Consider the following 17,746-nt stretch of genomic DNA (forward strand, 5'->3'; position numbering starts at 1 on the left):
AATAACGTAAAACATCAATAAGGAAGTTTAATGTGAGTAACAATAATTCAGCACTAGCCAAACTGGCACCAGATCAACCTTTATCACCTCAGCAGTCGGAACTGGTTAAAAAAGCTCTGACTTTTTGCATACAACGGTTGCAAACCGGCTCTTTCAAACCGGGCATTTTTACGATTCGTGGTGAGGCGGGAACCGGCAAAAGCGTCGTTCTCAGTCATCTATTTAATACATTACAAGCGGCAGCTCGAACTGACCCACAGAGTCCGTTTTATCAAACAAATAATATTTTTCTCGTTAATCATCCGGAAATTCTCAAAGTTTATAAGGAACTTGCAGGTCCTTTACCCAATTTGCGAAAGAAGGACTTTGATCGACCGACATCGTTCATCAACCGTTCGCACAAACAACACACGCGTGCCGACATTATCATCGTTGATGAAGCACATCTTTTGTTGTCACGACCTGACCGCTACAATAATTTCGACCAACAGAATCAATTATGTGAGCTTTTAAAACTTGCCAAGGTCGTCATTATCGTCTTTGACGCTAACCAGGTTCTAAAAACAAAGAGCTTTTGGAATACACATCGCCTTCGACAATTGATCGGATCAATTCCCCACGCCGATTTCGAACTACACGAACAATTTCGTATGCATGCCGACTCATCTGTAGTTGACTGGATTAACGCCTTTACTAGTCGCCAACTATTGCCTTTGCCACTGCATCAAGGTCAATATGATTTGCAAATTTTTGACGATGCTCAAACAATGTATCAGCAGATTCGCAACAAAAACGAGCAAATGGGCCTATCTCGTATCGTCGCTACATCTGGGTATCCCTCCAAACTCGATGGTGGGCAGCACTTTGTCACCGCTGGCCATTTTAAACTACCTTGGGATCAATACAACTACCAAACCACGGCTTGGGCTGAAAAAGCCAGCACAATTAACGAGGTTGGCTCAATTTACACCGTTCAAGGCTTCGACTTAAATTATGTCGGGGTGATTATCGGGCCGCCCTTTGATTACAACCCTGTTACCGATCGATTAATCGTGGATCCAAGTCGTGTCACTGACCCCGAAGTCTTCAAACGACGCGACGATTTGTCAGATCCAAAAGAGCGCCAGCAAATTAATGAACAACTAACGTTAAACGTTCTAAACGTCTTGATGAAACGCGGCGTGAAAGGCTTATATCTGTATGCTAGTCAGCCAGCGTTACACCAACGTTTACGGGAATTAAGCGAATAAATTAAACGGCAGCCAATCACTGATTTTACAGTGATTGGCTGCCGTTTGCTTACTGGGTCAAGCCAGCTATTTCATACTAATACTAAAGTGTTATTTTTCCATAAACAGATAAATTTTACTTGTCGAAACGCCAAACGTAAATTTCACGCCATTCGAATAGATCGGATGAACCGTTGTATTTCCTTTTTTGGCCGCTTTCGTTTGCTTGCCAAATTCTTTCATCACTTTCTTTGCATCCGCACCAGTCGTACCAGCCATTAGGGCAAAACTCGTCCCAAATTCTTTTTGGCCTGCTTTGGACTTAAAAGCTTTAGTTGGCACCATCATTGATGCTGCCATAACTTGACCATCTTGTACATTCATCCGTGTTTGAACAACTTTTGTGCTGACCACGTCATGCAAGCCATTTTTCGGTGTGGCTACTGGCAATAGCTGGCCCTTGGCCGCAGTCTTAGCCTGTGCCATCGCAGCTTGAACTTGTGGTTGTAACTGTTGAACAGTAGCCGCCAATTCCGGATTAGGTTGTTGTTTTAACTGTGCGGCAGCCTTTTGTAAGGTTACGGCTTGCTTTTGCGCAGCTGGGGACATCTTCGAACCGGTCAATGCCTGATTATAAGCCTGTTGCAGGCTTTGATAATTGGTAAGTGGTTTCACCGCCGCCACTTGGACAGTCTGATGATTACCATTAGCACTCAGCTTAACTTGCTGGCGCTTGGTGGTACTCGGCACCTGAATGACGAAGGTCCCGTCGTGAACCGTTTGCTTGTGAGGCGTTTGTTGATCAATCTGATAAGTCACGGTCTTGGCGTTCGTGTGGCCTTTTACTGGTGCCACCAGTACATTGGCGCGATAAGTTTGTTTCGTTGTTGATAGTGAGGCACGGCCACAACCAGCTAATGCCAGCAAACTAACCGCGGCTGTCACAATTAATAATGAATTTCGTCGCATCTTAGTTAGCCTCCTCGTCCATCGAAATGTTGCCAGAAAATTGACTGTTGTAAAGGTCCGCATAAAAACCATTGGCAGCCATTAGCTCATTATGATTCCCCGTCTCAACGACTGATCCATGATTCATTACGATAATGTTATCTGCGTTTTGAATCGTGGATAATCGGTGAGCAACGACGAAGCTCGTCCGATTGACCAAAAGCTGCTCCATGGCATGTTGAATCTGTACTTCAGTCCGGGTATCCACCGAACTAGTCGCTTCATCCAAAATTAAAATCTCGGGATTGGCTACAAACGCTCTAGCAATCGTTAAGAGCTGCCGTTGCCCCTGTGAAATATTGGAAGCCTCTTCATTTAAGATCGTTTGGTAACCATCTGGTAATTTGCGAACAAATTCATCCACATGCGCTGCCTGAGCAGCCGCTAAAATTTCGTCATCGGTCGCGTCTTCACGCCCATACTTCAAATTGTCCCAAATCGTGCCAGTAAATAGCCACGTATCTTGAAGAACCATCGCAAAGTGCGATCGTAAATCTTCACGGGCAAGATCGCGAGTATCAGTTCCACTTAACCGAATTGACCCGCCGGAAACATCATAAAAACGTTCTAACAAATTAATAATCGTTGTTTTACCAGCGCCAGTTGGTCCGACGATTGCTACCTGTTGACCACGCTTAACGGCTAAATTATAGTCGGTCATCAGCAGTTCATCACCATAACCAAACTTCACATGATCTAACGTGATTAAGTTCGGATCATCCGTTTTCACTGGCTGTCCAGACTTCGTATCCGTCATTTCTTCTTCATCGATGACGTCAAAGACCCGTTCGGCCGAGGCGATCGTGGACTGAATGGTGTTCAATAAGTTGGCCAGCTGAGAAATTGGCTGAGAGAACTGTTGGGTATACTGCAAGAAAGCTTGTACATTCCCTAAGGTTACGTTCCCATTGGCGACTTGAATCCCACCGACGATCGCGACAAATACATAACCAATGTTGTTAATAAACATCATCAATGGCATGATCACACCGGAAATAAATTGTGCCTTCCAAGCCGCGCCATAGTAAACTTCGTTCTGCTTTTCAAAAGTTTCAATGGCCCGGTCTTCACGATTGAAACTTTTGACGACTTCATGACCAGCGTAATTCTCTTCGACTTCATTATTAATCAGTCCCAGGCTCTTCTGCTGTTGTCCAAAGAAACGCTGTGATCGAGGAGCTACAAGCCCAACAACGACCAAGCTCAGTGGGATGGTTACTAAAGCAATCAAGGTTAACTGCCAACTGATCGTAAGCATCATCCACAAAGTCCCCACAAAAGTGACTAAGCTCGTGATCGCTTGCGTTAAACTTTGCTGTAACGTACTGGCAATATTATCCATATCGTTGACAGCCCGGCTCATAATATCCCCATTGCTGTGGGTATCATAATACTTAATCGGAACCAGGCGCATTTTACCCTTAAACTCACGCCGCAATTTATACACGGTTCGTTGAGAAATACGAGTCATAATGTACTGTTGTAAAAAGTTGAAGATTGCCGAAGCTAGATACATGATCAATACAACAACAACAATGTTCAAAACTTTGCCGAAGTTAATAGGAAAACCACTCATGGGAATACCGGCTTTTTGTTCCGCGGTTCCCTTCATAATGCCCTTGAAGATTTCCGTCGTGGCTTGTCCTAAAATTTTAGGTGTCCGAATTTGGAAAATAACGGCCGTAATGGCAAAGATTAAAACCAAGACCATCCCTAGCCAGCGATCTGACATGTACCGTAACAAGCGGCCAAAAGTTCGCCAAAAATGATTCGGTTTTTCAACTAAACCGGGGCCACCATGACCACCGGGACCATGGCCACCCATCGGACGTGAAGTTGGGGTTGAACTTTTCGATTTATTTTCACTCATGATAAGGCCGCCTCCCCTTCACGTAGTTGTGATTTCATAATTTCTTGATAAACGACATTGTTAGCACGTAGTTCATCGTGAGTTCCCTTACCCACTAATTTGCCGTTATCTAACACCAAAATAAGATCGGCATCAGCCACCGTCGCAATTCGTTGAGCGACAATGACAACTACGCTTTGCTGAATTTGCTGATCGGCGCGTAATTGCGCTCGTAAGGCAGCGTCCGTTTTAAAGTCTAATGCTGAAAATGAATCATCGAAGACATACACACTAGCTTGTTTAACCAATGCCCTAGCAATCGCCAGCCGCTGTTTTTGACCACCAGAAAAATTGTCCCCACCTTGCTCAACATGGGCATCCAAACCGCCCTCTTCTTTAACAAAGTCAGATGACTGCGCGATGGCTAAAGCTTGCCACAAATCATCATCTGTCGCATCAGCATTACCAAATTTCAAATTGTCACGAATAGTGCCCGTAAATAAGGTTGCTTTTTGTGGGACCATCGCAACTTCACCGTGTAATTGATGTAAATTTTGTTGCCGTACATCCACATCATTGACTTTAACAGTCCCCTTTTCCACATCGAAGAAACGAGGAATTAAGTTAACGAGCGTTGTTTTACCAGAACCCGTGCCGCCAATGATTGCCACAGTTTGACCTGCGTGGACGTTAAAATCAATATCCGTCAACGCTGTCTGTTCAGCTTGCTGATAACGAAAATCAACGTGATCAAAGGCCAAAGCTTTTGGCGCTTCAGCTACTTGAGCTGCGGCTTCTTTTGGATCAGTAATATGACTCTCTAATGAAAGAACTTCCTGAATTCGTGTTGCTGAGGCTGCGGCCCGTGGTAGAAAGGCCATGATCATCGCCAGCATCATAAAGCTCATTAAGACCTGCATCGCGTAAGTCATAAACGCGATCATGTTCCCAACTTGCATTGTTTGCGAACTAATTAATTGGCCGCCAAACCAGACAATTGCGATGTTCGTGCCACTCATGATCAAAGTCATCACGGGAAAAGCAAAGGCGACAATCGTATTAACCTTGATCGAATTTTGCGTATAGTCTTGGTTGGCAGCTTCAAAACGATCTTGTTCAAATCGATCTTGTCGGAAAGCCCGAATCACGCGGACCCCAGTTAATCCTTCACGAAAGACTAAGTTTAAACGGTCCGTTTTCGTCTGCATCGCGCGAAAAAGTGGAATTGCCAGACCCATAATTAAGCCAATACAGAGGACTAACACGGGGATAGCGACCACAAAAATCCAAGATAGCTGGGGACTCTTGTTATAAGCTAAGAAGCTTGCCCCCACCAGCATGATTGGTGCCATAATCATCATCCGTAACGCCATCATCGTGACATTTTGAATTTGCACCACATCGTTGGTGGTCCGCGTAATTAAAGAAGATGTTTCAACTTGATCAAATTCATCGTTTGAAAAATTCATCACTTTACGATAGATGTCACTTCGTAAATTTTGCCCCAATTTTTGTGACGAGCGTGCTGCCAACAGCACATTGACGACCGCCGCTCCAACTGAGAGCAATGAAAAAGCAATCATTTCAAAACCAATCCGCCAAATGTACCCAATATTCCCTTTGGCGACCCCATTGTTGACGATATCTGACGTCAAACTGGGTAAATTTAGATTGGCGATGACCTGAATGATCATGAAAAAGACCGCCCCGAGGACTGCCCATGATGAAATTCGGCCTCTTGCAATTTTTAGCATTTAGCACGTTCCTCCTGTTTATCTAGCTATGTAACTGTGCATAACGACAGCAAGCCATTATACGCTTTTTGTACCGCTTGTAGTCGACTTAATTGTGGATTTCCAAAATTCATCAAATTAGTGGCTCAATAAATATCAGTGACGCCACAATTTTAGCAACCAGCGAGCAGTATAGCACCATTTGTTTCTAACGGAAACTGTTTTAAATAAAAAAAACACTTACCACTGTGACAAGTGTTTTCCGGTGATTCTGTTCTAATCTGTAGGAATGCCTACTCGACTGAAGATTTCATCAACGTATTGCACGTGGCGCTGCAGGTCAAACGCCGCTTCAACTGCATTCGACTCTAAATGTTCTTTAATGAACCGATCGTCAGTGACCAACTGCCTAAAGGACTGCCCGGTCGACATTGCCAGATTAGCTAACTGCTGTACGTGATCATAGGCTACTTCACGACTTAGACCAGTATCAATCAGGGCAAGCAAAACCTGCTGGCTAAAGACCAGTCCACCGCTCGCGTTAATATTGGCCAGCATTTGCTGCTCATCCACGACAAGTTCGTCCATAATCCGATTAAATCGATGCAACATATAATCTAACAGCGCCGTCGCATCCGGTAGAATAATCCGTTCGGCTGATGAATGAGAAATGTCGCGTTCATGCCACAAAGCCACATCCTCATAGGCAGTCACCATGTACCCACGGATTACACGTGCCAAGCCCGTAATGTTTTCTGACCCGATCGGGTTATGTTTGTGGGGCATCGCCGAAGACCCCTTTTGACCACTGGCAAACGGTTCAGCCACTTCATGAATCTCTGAACGTTGAAGACCACGAATCTCAGTGGCGTAGGTTTCCAATCCGGTCGCAATGAGTGCTAAGACACTCAAATAATGAGCATGCAAATCGCGTGGTAGAACTTGGCTGGTGACGGGCTGCGGGCGCAAACCTAACTGCCGACAAACATCTGCTTCGATCTGCGGTGGAATATTGGCAAACGTTCCTACCGCACCACTCAACTCACCGACAGCCAATTCATCACTAACCACTTGAAAGCGATTCAAATCTCGGTTTAGTTCATCCACCCATCGCGCAAGTTTAATGCCTAACGACATCGGTTCAGCCTGAACGCCATGAGTTCGACCCATTAACATGGTCTTTTTATAGCGTCTTGCCTGCCGAATCAACGTGTCACGTAATGTTTCTAAATCTGTTTTGATCAAAGTGTTAGCAGCCTTTAGCTGCAAAGCTTGCGCCGTATCGACCACATCGGTACTCGTCAAGCCATAATGAACCCATTTTCGTTCCGAACCAAGTGATTCTGATAGCATTCGCGTAAAAGCAACGACATCATGATGCGTCTCCGCTTCAATTTCGGCCATCCGATCCACATTAATGGTCGCGTGTGCCTTTAAATCATCCACATCAGCCTGAGGAATTTTACCGGCATTGGCCCATGCTTGGCAAGCAGCGAGTTCAACGGCCAACCACTGATGTAACTTGTTTTCCTGTGACCAAATTTGCTCCATTTCCGAACGAACGTATCGATCAATCATTCAGTCACCGCCGTTTCAACCTTAATGTTCGGCTTTTGCCAAACATCCGTCAAAATCATCGTTTGTTCGCGGTCAGGTCCGACTGACAAAGTCGCCAAATCCGTGCCAACTAGTTCAACCACCCGTTGCACGTATCGTTGTGCATTTATTGGCAATGCTGAAAATTCTCGACACTGGGTGATGTCTTCGGTCCAACCTGGCAACGTTTCGTAAACTGGTTGGCAGCGTAATAAGGCCTGTCGCCCAGCTGGATATCGATCAATCCGCTCACCATCTAGGTCGTAAGCCACACAAATTTTTAATTCTGGCAAACCAGTCAAAACATCCAAACAGTTCAACGCCAAATAGTCCAAACCTGAAACCCGTCGTGCATGACGTAAGACAACCGTGTCAAGCCAACCAATTCGCCGAGGACGCTTAGTCACCGTCCCATACTCATGGCCGACCTCGCGAATTTGATCGCCAATTTCATCATGCAATTCCGTGGGAAATGGACCATCCCCCACACGGGATGTATAGGCCTTAGCCGCACCCACCACCGCCATAACTTTGCTTGGTCCAAGACCACTACCAATCGTCACGCCACCAGCGATTGGATTCGAAGACGTTACATAAGGGTATGTGCCATGATCAATGTCCAGCATCACACCTTGCGCCCCTTCAAACAAGACGCGTTCGCCTTTAGTCAAGGCTTCATCGATAACTACTGACGTATCCGTTACATATGGGGCTAAACGCTTTGCGTAACCGACATAGTCTTGATAAATCGTGTCGAAATCCAGTGGTTGTGCACCGTAGACCTTCGCCAGCAAGTTGTTTTTAGTAGTTAAATTACGTTGCAATAATGTTTTAAACGTTTCCGGTTCAAGCAGGTCAGCCACACGGATGCCAATCCTTGATGCCTTATCCATATAGGCTGGCCCAATTCCTTTATTGGTTGTCCCAATTTTATGGCCTTGTTTACTCATCTCTTCACAGTGATCTTGCAAAATATGATAAGGAAAAATGAGATGTGCTCGATCAGAAATTCGTAAATTATCAGTTTTAATGCCTCGTCCATGTAAATAATCAATTTCGGCTAACAATGTCTTCGGGTTTAACACGACCCCATTACCAATTAGGCATAATTTATCAGATTCAAAAATGCCAGATGGCAACAATTGGAGTTGGTATCGATCGCCAGCAAAAGTGATGGTATGGCCTGCATTGTCACCACCTTGATACCGAGAAATCATGTCAGCACGTTGACTAACGAAATCTGTAATTTTTCCTTTTCCTTCATCGCCCCATTGACTACCAACAATCACAACTGCTGTCATTTTTTCACCTCAACGTTTTATTTTCGAACAACAAGCTTGATTTTAACGTAAATCGTTCAGTTTATCAACAAAAATCGAACGAACTAATCAGTTTCTTTTTATAACGTTCTTTTATATTGCTGAAACATTTGACTTACATCCTAAAAACGCTTATCTTAGTTTCCGTTGCCGAACTTTACAACGATTGATTTAGAAAGAGGTCGCCACGTGATGGAAATTTTTGATTACGAAGATGTGCAGCTCATTCCCAATAAATGTTTGATCGACAGTCGATCTCAAGCCGATCCAACAACAACATTTGGTGGACACCACTTTAAGCTCCCAGTTGTTCCTGCTAATATGGCAACCGTCATCGACGAGCCTTTAGCAATCTGGCTAGCGGAGCACGATTACTTTTACATCATGCACCGTTTTAACCCAGAACGTCGCTTAGCCTTTGTACAAGCCATGCGCGAACGTGGCTTATTCAGTTCGATCAGTGTCGGCGTGAAGCCAGAAGAATACCAACTCATCGATGAACTAGCCACCGCTGAATTGACACCTGACTTCATTACCATTGACATCGCTCATGGCCACTCAAACCGAGTTATTGAAATGATTCACGCCATTAAATCACGATTGCCAGATAGTTTTGTAATTGCTGGTAATGTTGCAACACCCGAAGCCGTTCGTGAACTAGAAGATGCGGGAGCTGATGCCACCAAAGTTGGTATCGGACCGGGCAAAGCATGTATCACTAAACTTAAAACGGGGTTCGGAACTGGCGGTTGGCAACTCGCAGCTGTCAGGTGGTGTGCTAAAGCCGCTCGTAAACCAATCATTGCCGACGGGGGCATTCGTCATAATGGTGATATCGCTAAGTCACTTCGTTTCGGTGCCAGCATGGTCATGGTCGGTTCATTATTTGCTGGCCACAAACAATCGCCAGGTACTGATCTCGTGATTGACCATCGTCATTTCAAACAATATTATGGGTCGGCCTCTGCCCAGCAAAAAGGCGCACACAAAAATGTCGAAGGTAAAGACATGCTGGTGCCTTACCGTGGCGATATCCAAGATACACTCACCGAAATGGGTGAAGATTTACAATCATCCATTTCTTACGCTGGCGGCAATGACCTAACAGCTTTAAAGACAGTTGACTATGTCTTAGTTCGTAACACGATTACCATTGGTGATTAATTAATCCACATAAAAATGGCGGTTGCCCTGCACAATCAGTGCACAGACGAACCGCCATTTTTTATTGATCATAATAACCGAGTAAGCTTAGTTATGCGAAACAGGTTGTTCAATCTCGCTAGCCGTTGGGGCTGCTGTTACAGTTTCTTCTTCCGGTTTTAATAATAGATTCAAAATTACTGCAGTCACACTAGCCATCACGATGCCATTACTCAGCATCAATTGAGCCGTTTTCGGTAAAGCTTGGAAAATAGCTGGTTGAACTGTGACACCCAAACCTAAGCCGATGGAAACCGCGGCAATCAGAATATTCTTATTGTTTCGAAAATCTACCTGGCCTAACATACGAACCCCTTGCATCGCAACCATCCCAAACATCACGACCATTGCACCACCGATAACTGGCACAGGAATCATAGTTGCCAATGCGCCTACTTTAGGTAGTAACCCTAGTAACATTAAGAAGCCAGCTGCGTAAAAGACTGGGCGCCGCGTTTTGATGCCAGATAATTGCACTAATCCAACATTTTGTGAGTACGTAGTATAAGGAAAGGTATTGAAGATCCCGCCTAACATCACCGCTAACGCTTCAGCGCGATACCCTTTTTTAAGATCTGCTGTTGATACTGGTCGATTGAGTAAATCGCCAAGAGCAAAGAAGACCCCTGTTGATTCAACCATCGATACCAAGGCAATCATGACCATTGTCAAGCTAGAGGAGAGTTCAAAATGGGGCATGCCAAAGTAAAAGGGTTGTGGAAAATGGAACCAGCTCGCTTCTAGGACTGGCCGTACTGAAACCATCCCTGCTAATCCTGCGGCTAAACTACCTGCTAATAACCCGATTAAGACAGCAATCTGACGAATAAAGCCTCGACCCCAGATATTGCAAGCCAGAATGACGACAATGGTTAAGGCGCCAACCCCTAAGTTAACTGGTGAGCCGAAGTTTTTAGCAGTGACATCGCCACCGCCTAAATTTAAAAATGCAATCGGAATCAACGTTAAACCGATAACCGTAATAACCGTTCCTGTTACTAGCGGTGGAAATAGGCGCCGAATCTTTGCAAAAACACCAGCAATCGCAAAGACGAAAATCCCGGCAACAATAATCGCACCATACATCGTCCCAATCGTAAAGTGTTGGCCAATCATCTGTAGTGGCGCTACAGCTTGGACCGCACAACCTAAAACAACTGGTAGACCAATCCCAAACATGCGATTCTTCAGTAACTGCAATAAGGTGGCTAACCCACACATAAAAATATCAATTGAAACAAGATAAGTCATTTGGCTGCTGTTAAAATGCAATGCACCACCAATCAATAAAGGAACCAAAATAGCGCCTGAATACATTGCAAGTAAGTGTTGAAGTCCTAACATGGCTGCTTTTGACTCACGAGCGGTATTAACCTTTTTCAACATTCGTCGACTCCTTATCTTCGGTTTCAGCAAAAATCACATGTCCTTGTTCAAAACCACTGATACTGGCTAATGCAAGTAACGGAATGCCTTGTTCTTCAATCAGGGCATGACCACGCTGGAAGCGTTTTTCAATCACGACCCCTACGCCGCCGACAGTTGCACCGGCTTGATGAATAATTTCTAATAACCCATTAACTGCCTGCCCATTTGCCAAAAAGTCATCAATAATAAGGACATGATCATCAGCTGAAAGGAAATCACGTGAGATCGAAATCTGATTATCTACTTGCTTTGTAAATGAATAAACTGTCGCCGTATATAAATTATCCGTGAGTGTCAGACTCTTGTGTTTACGTGCAAATACTAGGGGAACTTGTAATGATAAAGCAGTCATCATAGCTGGGGCAATGCCTGAGGACTCAACTGTCAGGACTTTAGTAATGCCAAGCCCATCAAAGCGATCAGCAAATGCCTCACCAATGTTTTGCATTAACTTTGGATCGACCTGATGATTAAGAAAACCATCTACTTTTAAAATATCATCGCCTAATACGCGACCTTCTGTCTCAATTCGTTGCTCTAATTCTTTGATAATGGTCCCCTCCTCTGATAGCTTGCTGAATCAATGCCATGTGTTCACGTTGAGAACCACTGTGGATCTGACAGATGAGCTTAATCTAAATGATCAGACACAAAAAGCTCCTTTTACGGAAATCCGCAAAAGGAGCTCACTAAAGACAGCTCATTTTGCTTATAGTCCAGAGTTTAAGGTTCTGGGTAGAGACAGCCATCCGTATTATGACCATATATAAGCGTTGTCGCTCAACGTATTAATTTATGTTGTCCACCTTAACACAGCAACTTTATTCGTGCAAAGGTTTTTAAGATCAGAGTGTGAGCCAGACCGTTATGAGACCGAGCAACAACAGACAATCGCGATTGGGCGCTTTTGGCCCGGTGGCGATTGTTGGTTGTGCACAGGGCTCAGGTCTGGCGAGCACGTTTATGCAGCGTGTAAGTCAGTTAGGCCGAGTAATAGTCAGCGGCCTCACCAAAACGAAGCTCAACTTTATCGTGGTTGCTGATAAAGAACCTCGGTCCCATATTTAAGCAGTTGATCTGCATAATTATGGTCGCGCTTCTGCTGCGAAATTTCACTTTTTAGTGTACTCAATTGATCCGTGATAATCCCATCGACGTCCAAACGCATCATTTGGTCCATGTCATCTTCATCATTAACGGTCCACGCAAAAACGCGTTTGTGATCACGATGGGCCGCTGAAACAAAGCGATCGTTTAACGTACTGTATTCCATTGTGAAAAAGTTAGCTCGCGTGCGTGGGACGCCAACGAAGTTATACGGCAAAATATATCCGACCGTTAATGCTGGACGCTCACGCTTTAATTGTTCCACAATGCCGTAATCAAGAGTATGGATAATGTCGTGATGCGTCAATAACGTGTCCGCATAGCGATCAATAAAACGATTCACCAGCGCCTTACGATCCTGATCAGAATCAATTTTAATTTCAACCAATAATTTCTGGTGCATCGCGTGTGCCGCTTTTAGATACTGATCAAACGAATCAATTTTGGTGGAATAACCGTTTTCGTGAATGGTCGTCGCAGTCAAATGAACTAATGTCTGTTGATCAACTTTTTCATTTTTACCCGCTAAATTGATCAGATTATCATCATGCATGGCAACAAAATGGTGATCCTTAGTTTCGCGAATATCCATTTCAACATATTTAGGATGATCTCGGTGCGTTTTTGTTAATGCAGGGATCGTATTTTGCACGCCATTGCCATCGTTAACACCACGATGTGACAATGTCTGGGGATTAACTTCCAATAATCCATCAAAGTAGCTATACCCGTAACCAGCAAAAACAACCGCAACCACCACAAAGGCAACAAATATACTGACCCGCCACCAGGATTTAGCAATAATATGGGGCAAATCTGGCAGTTGTTCTAATGCGCCAACATCGTAGCGTTGCATAACCTGTAAACTCAAATCCAATACCCAAACTGTCGTTAAAATCGAGACCGTGTAAGTTAATAATGATAGTAAATTGAAATTAACGATGGCCGCCGTCAAAGCAGTGATATGATTCTGTTGATCGAACCACGTTTGCGCGCCATAAAAGCCCATAAAAAGAACCAAATACAATACAGCTGCACTGACGATAATGCCGATAATTCGTAGTGTTATCCACCAAAACGATCCCTTCGTTTGTCGCCATGATTCTTTGACGGCCTGCTTAACAGAATTTCGTTTGAACATTAATAATGGAATCACAACCAATAGGCGCAGACCAAAATAATATCCGAACGCATAAACTAAAATCAGCGCTGCTAACAGTAAAGGTTTGGTCGTAATGAATTCCAAAATAAAGGCTGGAATTTGAACTTTTGCTAACAGTGGTGTGCGAATAAAACTCCCACCAAAGGGCACGATCAAGATGAAATAAAGGACAAAAAAGCCAAAGGTTCCGAGTGACAAACGTGGTAGTCGCCGCCAAAGCTCGCTCACCAATTGGCGAATCGTTGGTCGTTGATTCTTACGTCGATAGGCCACCATCAGTAACAAGTATGCAAATTGAAGATAAATGCCCACCAGAATCACTAGCAATAAGAGTAGCAGACTGGCCATCGCGCCCGGATGCGCTACTACCACAGCGCCAAAATTCGTATAAGACAAATAGGCAATATTGCTCCATCGTAAAATGGCGGCTCCCAACCACGAAAAGGTAGGAATTAGCACCGCGTAGACGACAATAGCTGTAAATGAATAATGTTTAAAAAAATACCAAAACGCTCGCGTAAACCGCCAAATGCTAGTTCGTTTAGTCCCCTTCATCCCCAGACCCCCTTGATTATTAGAATTATCATACCTGATTTCTAAAATCTGTACAGATTTTAACTTCCGATCAGCCCTAGCAAACAGGCAGCGACTGACATGCTTAATTAATTGCTGATAACTGCCAAAACATCGAAAGTAGGCTGGTGCCGCTCAACGAAAAAGCCCACCAATCACTTGGTGGTCAAAGAAATTAATTTGAAAACAATTTCAAATAAAGTTGTTCTGCAAATGGCTTAAAACTATACCGCGACCGAAAGCTGTTGCTTAACATAATAACTGCATTTTTGCCGTCTTTTGACACGCAACTCATCGATTGATATCCATATCCTAGGCCATGATTGACAGCCGCCCCATACAGATTGTATGTGCCACCACCGTAAGTGCTGCGACTACCGGACTGGTATAGTTGCGCTACAGCTTGTTTAGAGATGATTTTTCCCGCCATGATGCCACTAATCATTCCGTATAGATCTCGAGCAGAAGTGGCTACCCGCCCCGTTCCGACCTCATCATGCCATTGTGCCGCTGGCGTAACGACTGCTCGATTGTAATCAACATCCCCAGACGGCGTACCCGCATATGCAACCGCCACTTGTAGTCGGTCTGAAGGCATCATTACCGTTTGATGTAAACCAAGTCGTTTAACCACTTGTTGATTAAATAGCTGTTCATACGATTTCCCCGTCAATTTCTTCAGCACACCAGTTAAGAGATTGTAGTTGACTTGTGAATATTGCCATTGATTATAAAGCGCTGGATCAAATATCACATGATGGACGTCATAATCGACAATTTGATCGTCCGTTTGTAAATTTGTTGGGCCGACTGGACCATCCATGCGCAACCCAGAGGTCATATCTAGCATTTGGCGAATCGTGATCTCATTGCTATGTGGCACCTCAGGAAAGAAGCGCTTTAAATGATCTGTCATCGACAAGTGATGTTGTTCAATCTGTTGCATCACTAGCGCACCTGTTGCAATTTTCTGGATTGAATCAATTGCATAAGCCGTCGAAGCTTGATTTGGTAGTTTCCTCGCCACATTGGCTTGTCCAAACTGCCGTTCATAAGTGATTTTACCACCACGCACAATCAGCACAGATCCAACAAAATGCATGTCACTAATTTGCTGATTCAACGTCGTGGTCTCTTGTTGATTAATGGTCTTCGGTAACTTTAACGTGGACCATTTGTGGGCTGGCTTAGCGTTGGCCCTGCGGTGATGAACTACATGTTCGACTTTGGTCGTCTGACGCACTTGATGATATACGCTGCCCCAAGCTAATAAACTAATCAAACCGACAGTAATTAAAATCAAGCTAATTCGCATTGGTCTGGACATGATGACTCCTTATAAACAGCTGGGTTCAGTCCCATCCGCTTTAATTAATTTTCCAATGTGAACCATTATAACAAAGCTCATCTTAGATACCTATTTTCATTTCTCAAAGACTGGCTGTTTCACGTGGAACAAGCATCACATGATATTGAATTATTTTTCATTTCAAAACTATGAACAAGAAAATAAATGAGCTAAAGTTATATAAAACAATTCGCCTCTGAGGTTTTAAATTTTATGAAGAAAAAGTCAGATTATATTGCATTTGCATCATGTGTAACCATGTTTATTATCTTTACAATCCTATTATTTTACCGAATTGGTCAAGTTCCTGGCGTTTTCATGGACGAGGCTGACTACATAAATGAAGTTATCAGTAAAGCCAATTTTGGAACTGATATCAATGGTCTTCACCATTCTATGTACTTTGCTAGTACGTGGGGACAGGGACAATCCGCCGTTTATAGCTGGATCGTCGTCCCCTTCATCCGATTATTTGGTTTTTCATTGTTTGTGTTTAGAGCACCCTTTGCTGTACTCACACTATTAGCTATGCTAAGCATTGTTATTTACACATATTATGCGTTTGAAAACAAACTATTAGCCACTACCATCACGCTATGCATGGTTACTGCACCTGGACTATTCATGTCTGGTCGTTGGGTATTAGATGCTAACATTGCACCAATTTTTATCACCTTTGCACTTCTTTTACTAATCCTTTCATTCAATCAGCATAAATTCAAAAAAGCTTGTTTGTTGAAGTGAACCCATTAAGTTGGACAATTAAATTAAGCGACTGATTGAGAGGTAGACTGCCGGTATTGAACTGGTGATCTACCTTTTAATTTGATTTTGATTCTGCGTTGATTGTAATAGTCCAACCAATCAGTCATAGCTAGAACTAATGCTGCCTTGGTTGGATAAGCTTGGTCGAACAGCTCGGCTTTCATGATGTGGAAAAATGATTCCATTGTCGCATTGTCTAAACATGTTGCCTTTCGAGACATACTTTGGAAAGCACGATGCTGTTTTAATACTTTTCGCCAAGCCGTATTTTGGTATTGAAACCCTTGGTCCGTATGAACTGTCGTGCGGTACGATCGTCCCGCTACTTTATTCAGTGCTTCCTGAAGCGGTTTAATCGCGAAGGCCACTGTTGGATGATCACTGATATTAAAAGCTAAAATTTCACCTGAATATAAGTCCATCACTGGCTCTAAATAGACACGTTCATTAATTGACTACCATAACGAAATTCACTCACATCCGCGACTAATTTTTGATAGGGTCGATCTGTCTCAAAACGTCGTCGTAGTCGGTTGGGAGCGAGTTTACCCACTTGCCCTTGATAGGAATTATACTTACGTGTTTTACGATTGTAGGCTGTCGATAGGCAACCCATTTGATGCATCAAACGTAAGACATGTTTATGGTTCACACTGAAGCCTTGCTGATGTAATTCAGCCGTTACGCGACGATAACCATAGTGCTTATTAGCACGCTTAACTTCATCAATCGCTTGGATTAACTGAGTGTCAATTGGTATCAGGCTCGTGTCATTTTTGTTGGCATTATAGTAGGTACTACGTGGTTGGTGAACAATCTTTAAAACTAGTGCTAGTGAAACTCGAAAGATTTGCCTTAGTTCTGTGATGATTTGTGCGACTTCTCTCGAGTTTCTTCTTCCCGATCTAAGGCATCTAGTTTTTTTAAGTAGGCGTTCTCAATTCTTAACATCAAGTTCTCTTCACGTAACTTCTTTAATGCATCTGAATCATCATTAGGAGCTTTTGTTGGTCGCTTATGTTTTTTCATTACTGGACGTCCTCGCTTTTGTGTGCTCAGACCTTCGATCCCAAATTGCTCGAACCGCGTTTGCCAAGATAAAATTGTCGTGTCACTTGGTATGTTGAAATGTAACGCAGTTACTGCATAGGAAGTCTGATGTTGTTTCATCCAGTTTAATACTTGTTGCTTAAAGCGACTAGAATAGACACGCTGAACATGTTTGATTTCTAACCCTTCAACACCATAGGCTTGGAACTTCTTGACCCATTCAAGAATCGTACCGCATTTTGGAATCTGGTATTTATGGGCTAACGTCGTGCTGCCAGCGCCTGCTAAGTATTCTGCGACAATTTTTGCTTTAAATTCATAATTATATTTGGTCATAGTAAAACCCCCAGAGTTGGATTTTGTCCAACTCTGGGGG

15 protein-coding genes and 1 riboswitch are annotated in these 17,746 nt (G+C 43.6%); of the genes, 3 read left to right on the forward strand and 12 right to left on the reverse strand.

Annotated elements, in window-relative coordinates:
- Positions 1–32: 32 nt before the first annotated feature.
- Positions 33–1,250: a DUF2075 domain-containing protein gene (locus ACYQ0Y_RS06230; RefSeq protein ID WP_407882583.1), complete on the forward strand. Its 1,218-nt coding sequence runs from the start codon at positions 33–35 to the stop codon at positions 1,248–1,250.
- Between the two features lie 90 nt (positions 1,251–1,340).
- Here ACYQ0Y_RS06230 and ACYQ0Y_RS06235 read toward each other — a convergent pair whose 3' ends face one another.
- The 5 genes from ACYQ0Y_RS06235 to ACYQ0Y_RS06255 all read right to left on the reverse strand — a co-directional run bounded on the left by ACYQ0Y_RS06235 (position 1,341) and on the right by ACYQ0Y_RS06255 (position 8,716).
- On the reverse strand, positions 1,341–2,198 hold the full coding sequence (locus tag ACYQ0Y_RS06235) for a hypothetical protein (protein WP_407882584.1): 858 nt from the start codon (positions 2,196–2,198) through the stop codon (positions 1,341–1,343).
- Between the two features lies 1 nt (position 2,199).
- Entirely contained in the window at positions 2,200–4,107 is a 1,908-nt protein-coding gene (locus ACYQ0Y_RS06240; RefSeq protein ID WP_407882585.1) for an ABC transporter ATP-binding protein, read from the reverse strand.
- Positions 4,104–5,840: an ABC transporter ATP-binding protein gene (locus tag ACYQ0Y_RS06245; protein WP_407882586.1), complete on the reverse strand. Its 1,737-nt coding sequence runs from the start codon at positions 5,838–5,840 to the stop codon at positions 4,104–4,106. The genes ACYQ0Y_RS06240 and ACYQ0Y_RS06245 overlap by 4 nt, the downstream gene beginning before the upstream one ends.
- A gap of 255 nt (positions 5,841–6,095) precedes the next feature.
- Positions 6,096–7,397, reverse strand: coding sequence for an adenylosuccinate lyase (purB, locus tag ACYQ0Y_RS06250; protein ID WP_407882587.1), 1,302 nt, complete (start codon positions 7,395–7,397; stop codon positions 6,096–6,098).
- On the reverse strand, positions 7,394–8,716 hold the full coding sequence (locus ACYQ0Y_RS06255) for an adenylosuccinate synthase (protein WP_407882588.1): 1,323 nt from the start codon (positions 8,714–8,716) through the stop codon (positions 7,394–7,396). Before ACYQ0Y_RS06255 ends, purB begins: the two co-directional genes overlap by 4 nt.
- A gap of 210 nt (positions 8,717–8,926) precedes the next feature.
- On the opposite strand from ACYQ0Y_RS06255, the gene ACYQ0Y_RS06260 reads away from it, so the two are divergent.
- Positions 8,927–9,898: a GMP reductase gene (locus tag ACYQ0Y_RS06260; protein WP_407883424.1), complete on the forward strand. Its 972-nt coding sequence runs from the start codon at positions 8,927–8,929 to the stop codon at positions 9,896–9,898.
- An 87-nt stretch (positions 9,899–9,985) separates the two neighbouring features.
- Here ACYQ0Y_RS06260 and ACYQ0Y_RS06265 read toward each other — a convergent pair whose 3' ends face one another.
- The 4 genes from ACYQ0Y_RS06265 to ACYQ0Y_RS06280 form a co-directional block, all read right to left on the reverse strand.
- Positions 9,986–11,323 (reverse strand): nucleobase:cation symporter-2 family protein, encoded by a 1,338-nt coding sequence (locus tag ACYQ0Y_RS06265; RefSeq protein ID WP_407882589.1) that lies wholly within the window; start codon positions 11,321–11,323, stop codon positions 9,986–9,988.
- Complete coding sequence (locus ACYQ0Y_RS06270; protein WP_407883426.1) at positions 11,307–11,915, reverse strand: xanthine phosphoribosyltransferase; 609 nt, start codon at positions 11,913–11,915, stop codon at positions 11,307–11,309. The genes ACYQ0Y_RS06265 and ACYQ0Y_RS06270 overlap by 17 nt, the downstream gene beginning before the upstream one ends.
- 142 nt (positions 11,916–12,057) lie before the next feature.
- Positions 12,058–12,155, reverse strand: a riboswitch (purine riboswitch).
- A 237-nt stretch (positions 12,156–12,392) separates the two neighbouring features.
- Positions 12,393–14,189, reverse strand: a complete 1,797-nt coding sequence (locus tag ACYQ0Y_RS06275; protein ID WP_407882590.1) for a glycerophosphoryl diester phosphodiesterase membrane domain-containing protein — start codon at positions 14,187–14,189, stop codon at positions 12,393–12,395.
- Positions 14,190–14,382: 193 nt separating this feature from the next.
- A complete protein-coding gene (locus ACYQ0Y_RS06280; protein WP_407882591.1) occupies positions 14,383–15,534 on the reverse strand; it encodes a serine hydrolase domain-containing protein in 1,152 nt (383 codons plus the stop codon).
- A 234-nt stretch (positions 15,535–15,768) separates the two neighbouring features.
- On the opposite strand from ACYQ0Y_RS06280, the gene ACYQ0Y_RS06285 reads away from it, so the two are divergent.
- Complete coding sequence (locus ACYQ0Y_RS06285; protein ID WP_407882592.1) at positions 15,769–16,299, forward strand: hypothetical protein; 531 nt, start codon at positions 15,769–15,771, stop codon at positions 16,297–16,299.
- 23 nt (positions 16,300–16,322) lie between these two features.
- Here the strand turns inward: ACYQ0Y_RS06285 and ACYQ0Y_RS06290 are convergent, their stop codons facing one another.
- The 3 genes from ACYQ0Y_RS06290 to ACYQ0Y_RS06300 are packed head-to-tail and all read right to left on the reverse strand — an operon-like array spanning position 16,323 to position 17,706.
- Positions 16,323–16,742, reverse strand: a complete 420-nt coding sequence (locus ACYQ0Y_RS06290) for a DDE-type integrase/transposase/recombinase (RefSeq protein WP_407882593.1) — start codon at positions 16,740–16,742, stop codon at positions 16,323–16,325.
- An 8-nt stretch (positions 16,743–16,750) separates the two neighbouring features.
- Positions 16,751–17,191, reverse strand: a complete 441-nt coding sequence (locus ACYQ0Y_RS06295) for an IS3 family transposase (protein WP_407883428.1) — start codon at positions 17,189–17,191, stop codon at positions 16,751–16,753.
- Positions 17,176–17,706, reverse strand: coding sequence for a helix-turn-helix domain-containing protein (locus tag ACYQ0Y_RS06300; protein ID WP_407882594.1), 531 nt, complete (start codon positions 17,704–17,706; stop codon positions 17,176–17,178). Before ACYQ0Y_RS06300 ends, ACYQ0Y_RS06295 begins: the two co-directional genes overlap by 16 nt.
- Between the last annotated feature and the right edge of the window lie 40 nt (positions 17,707–17,746).

The sequence above is a fragment of the Furfurilactobacillus curtus genome (assembly GCF_054657915.1).

Bases quoted from the DNA above. Each gene is read 5' to 3' on its own strand.
- ACYQ0Y_RS06235 (WP_407882584.1), bottom strand. From the start codon at position 2,198: ATGCGACGAAATTCATTATTAATTGTGACAGCCGCGGTTAGTTTGCTG.
- ACYQ0Y_RS06240 (WP_407882585.1), bottom strand. From the start codon at position 4,107: ATGAGTGAAAATAAATCGAAAAGTTCAACCCCAACTTCACGTCCGATG.
- ACYQ0Y_RS06245 (WP_407882586.1), bottom strand. From the start codon at position 5,840: ATGCTAAAAATTGCAAGAGGCCGAATTTCATCATGGGCAGTCCTCGGG.
- purB (WP_407882587.1), bottom strand. From the start codon at position 7,397: ATGATTGATCGATACGTTCGTTCGGAAATGGAGCAAATTTGGTCACAG.
- ACYQ0Y_RS06255 (WP_407882588.1), bottom strand. From the start codon at position 8,716: ATGACAGCAGTTGTGATTGTTGGTAGTCAATGGGGCGATGAAGGAAAA.
- ACYQ0Y_RS06260 (WP_407883424.1), top strand. From the start codon at position 8,927: ATGGAAATTTTTGATTACGAAGATGTGCAGCTCATTCCCAATAAATGT.
- ACYQ0Y_RS06265 (WP_407882589.1), bottom strand. From the start codon at position 11,323: ATGTTGAAAAAGGTTAATACCGCTCGTGAGTCAAAAGCAGCCATGTTA.
- ACYQ0Y_RS06275 (WP_407882590.1), bottom strand. From the start codon at position 14,189: ATGAAGGGGACTAAACGAACTAGCATTTGGCGGTTTACGCGAGCGTTT.
- ACYQ0Y_RS06280 (WP_407882591.1), bottom strand. From the start codon at position 15,534: ATGTCCAGACCAATGCGAATTAGCTTGATTTTAATTACTGTCGGTTTG.
- ACYQ0Y_RS06285 (WP_407882592.1), top strand. From the start codon at position 15,769: ATGAAGAAAAAGTCAGATTATATTGCATTTGCATCATGTGTAACCATG.
- ACYQ0Y_RS06290 (WP_407882593.1), bottom strand. From the start codon at position 16,742: ATGGACTTATATTCAGGTGAAATTTTAGCTTTTAATATCAGTGATCAT.
- ACYQ0Y_RS06300 (WP_407882594.1), bottom strand. From the start codon at position 17,706: ATGACCAAATATAATTATGAATTTAAAGCAAAAATTGTCGCAGAATAC.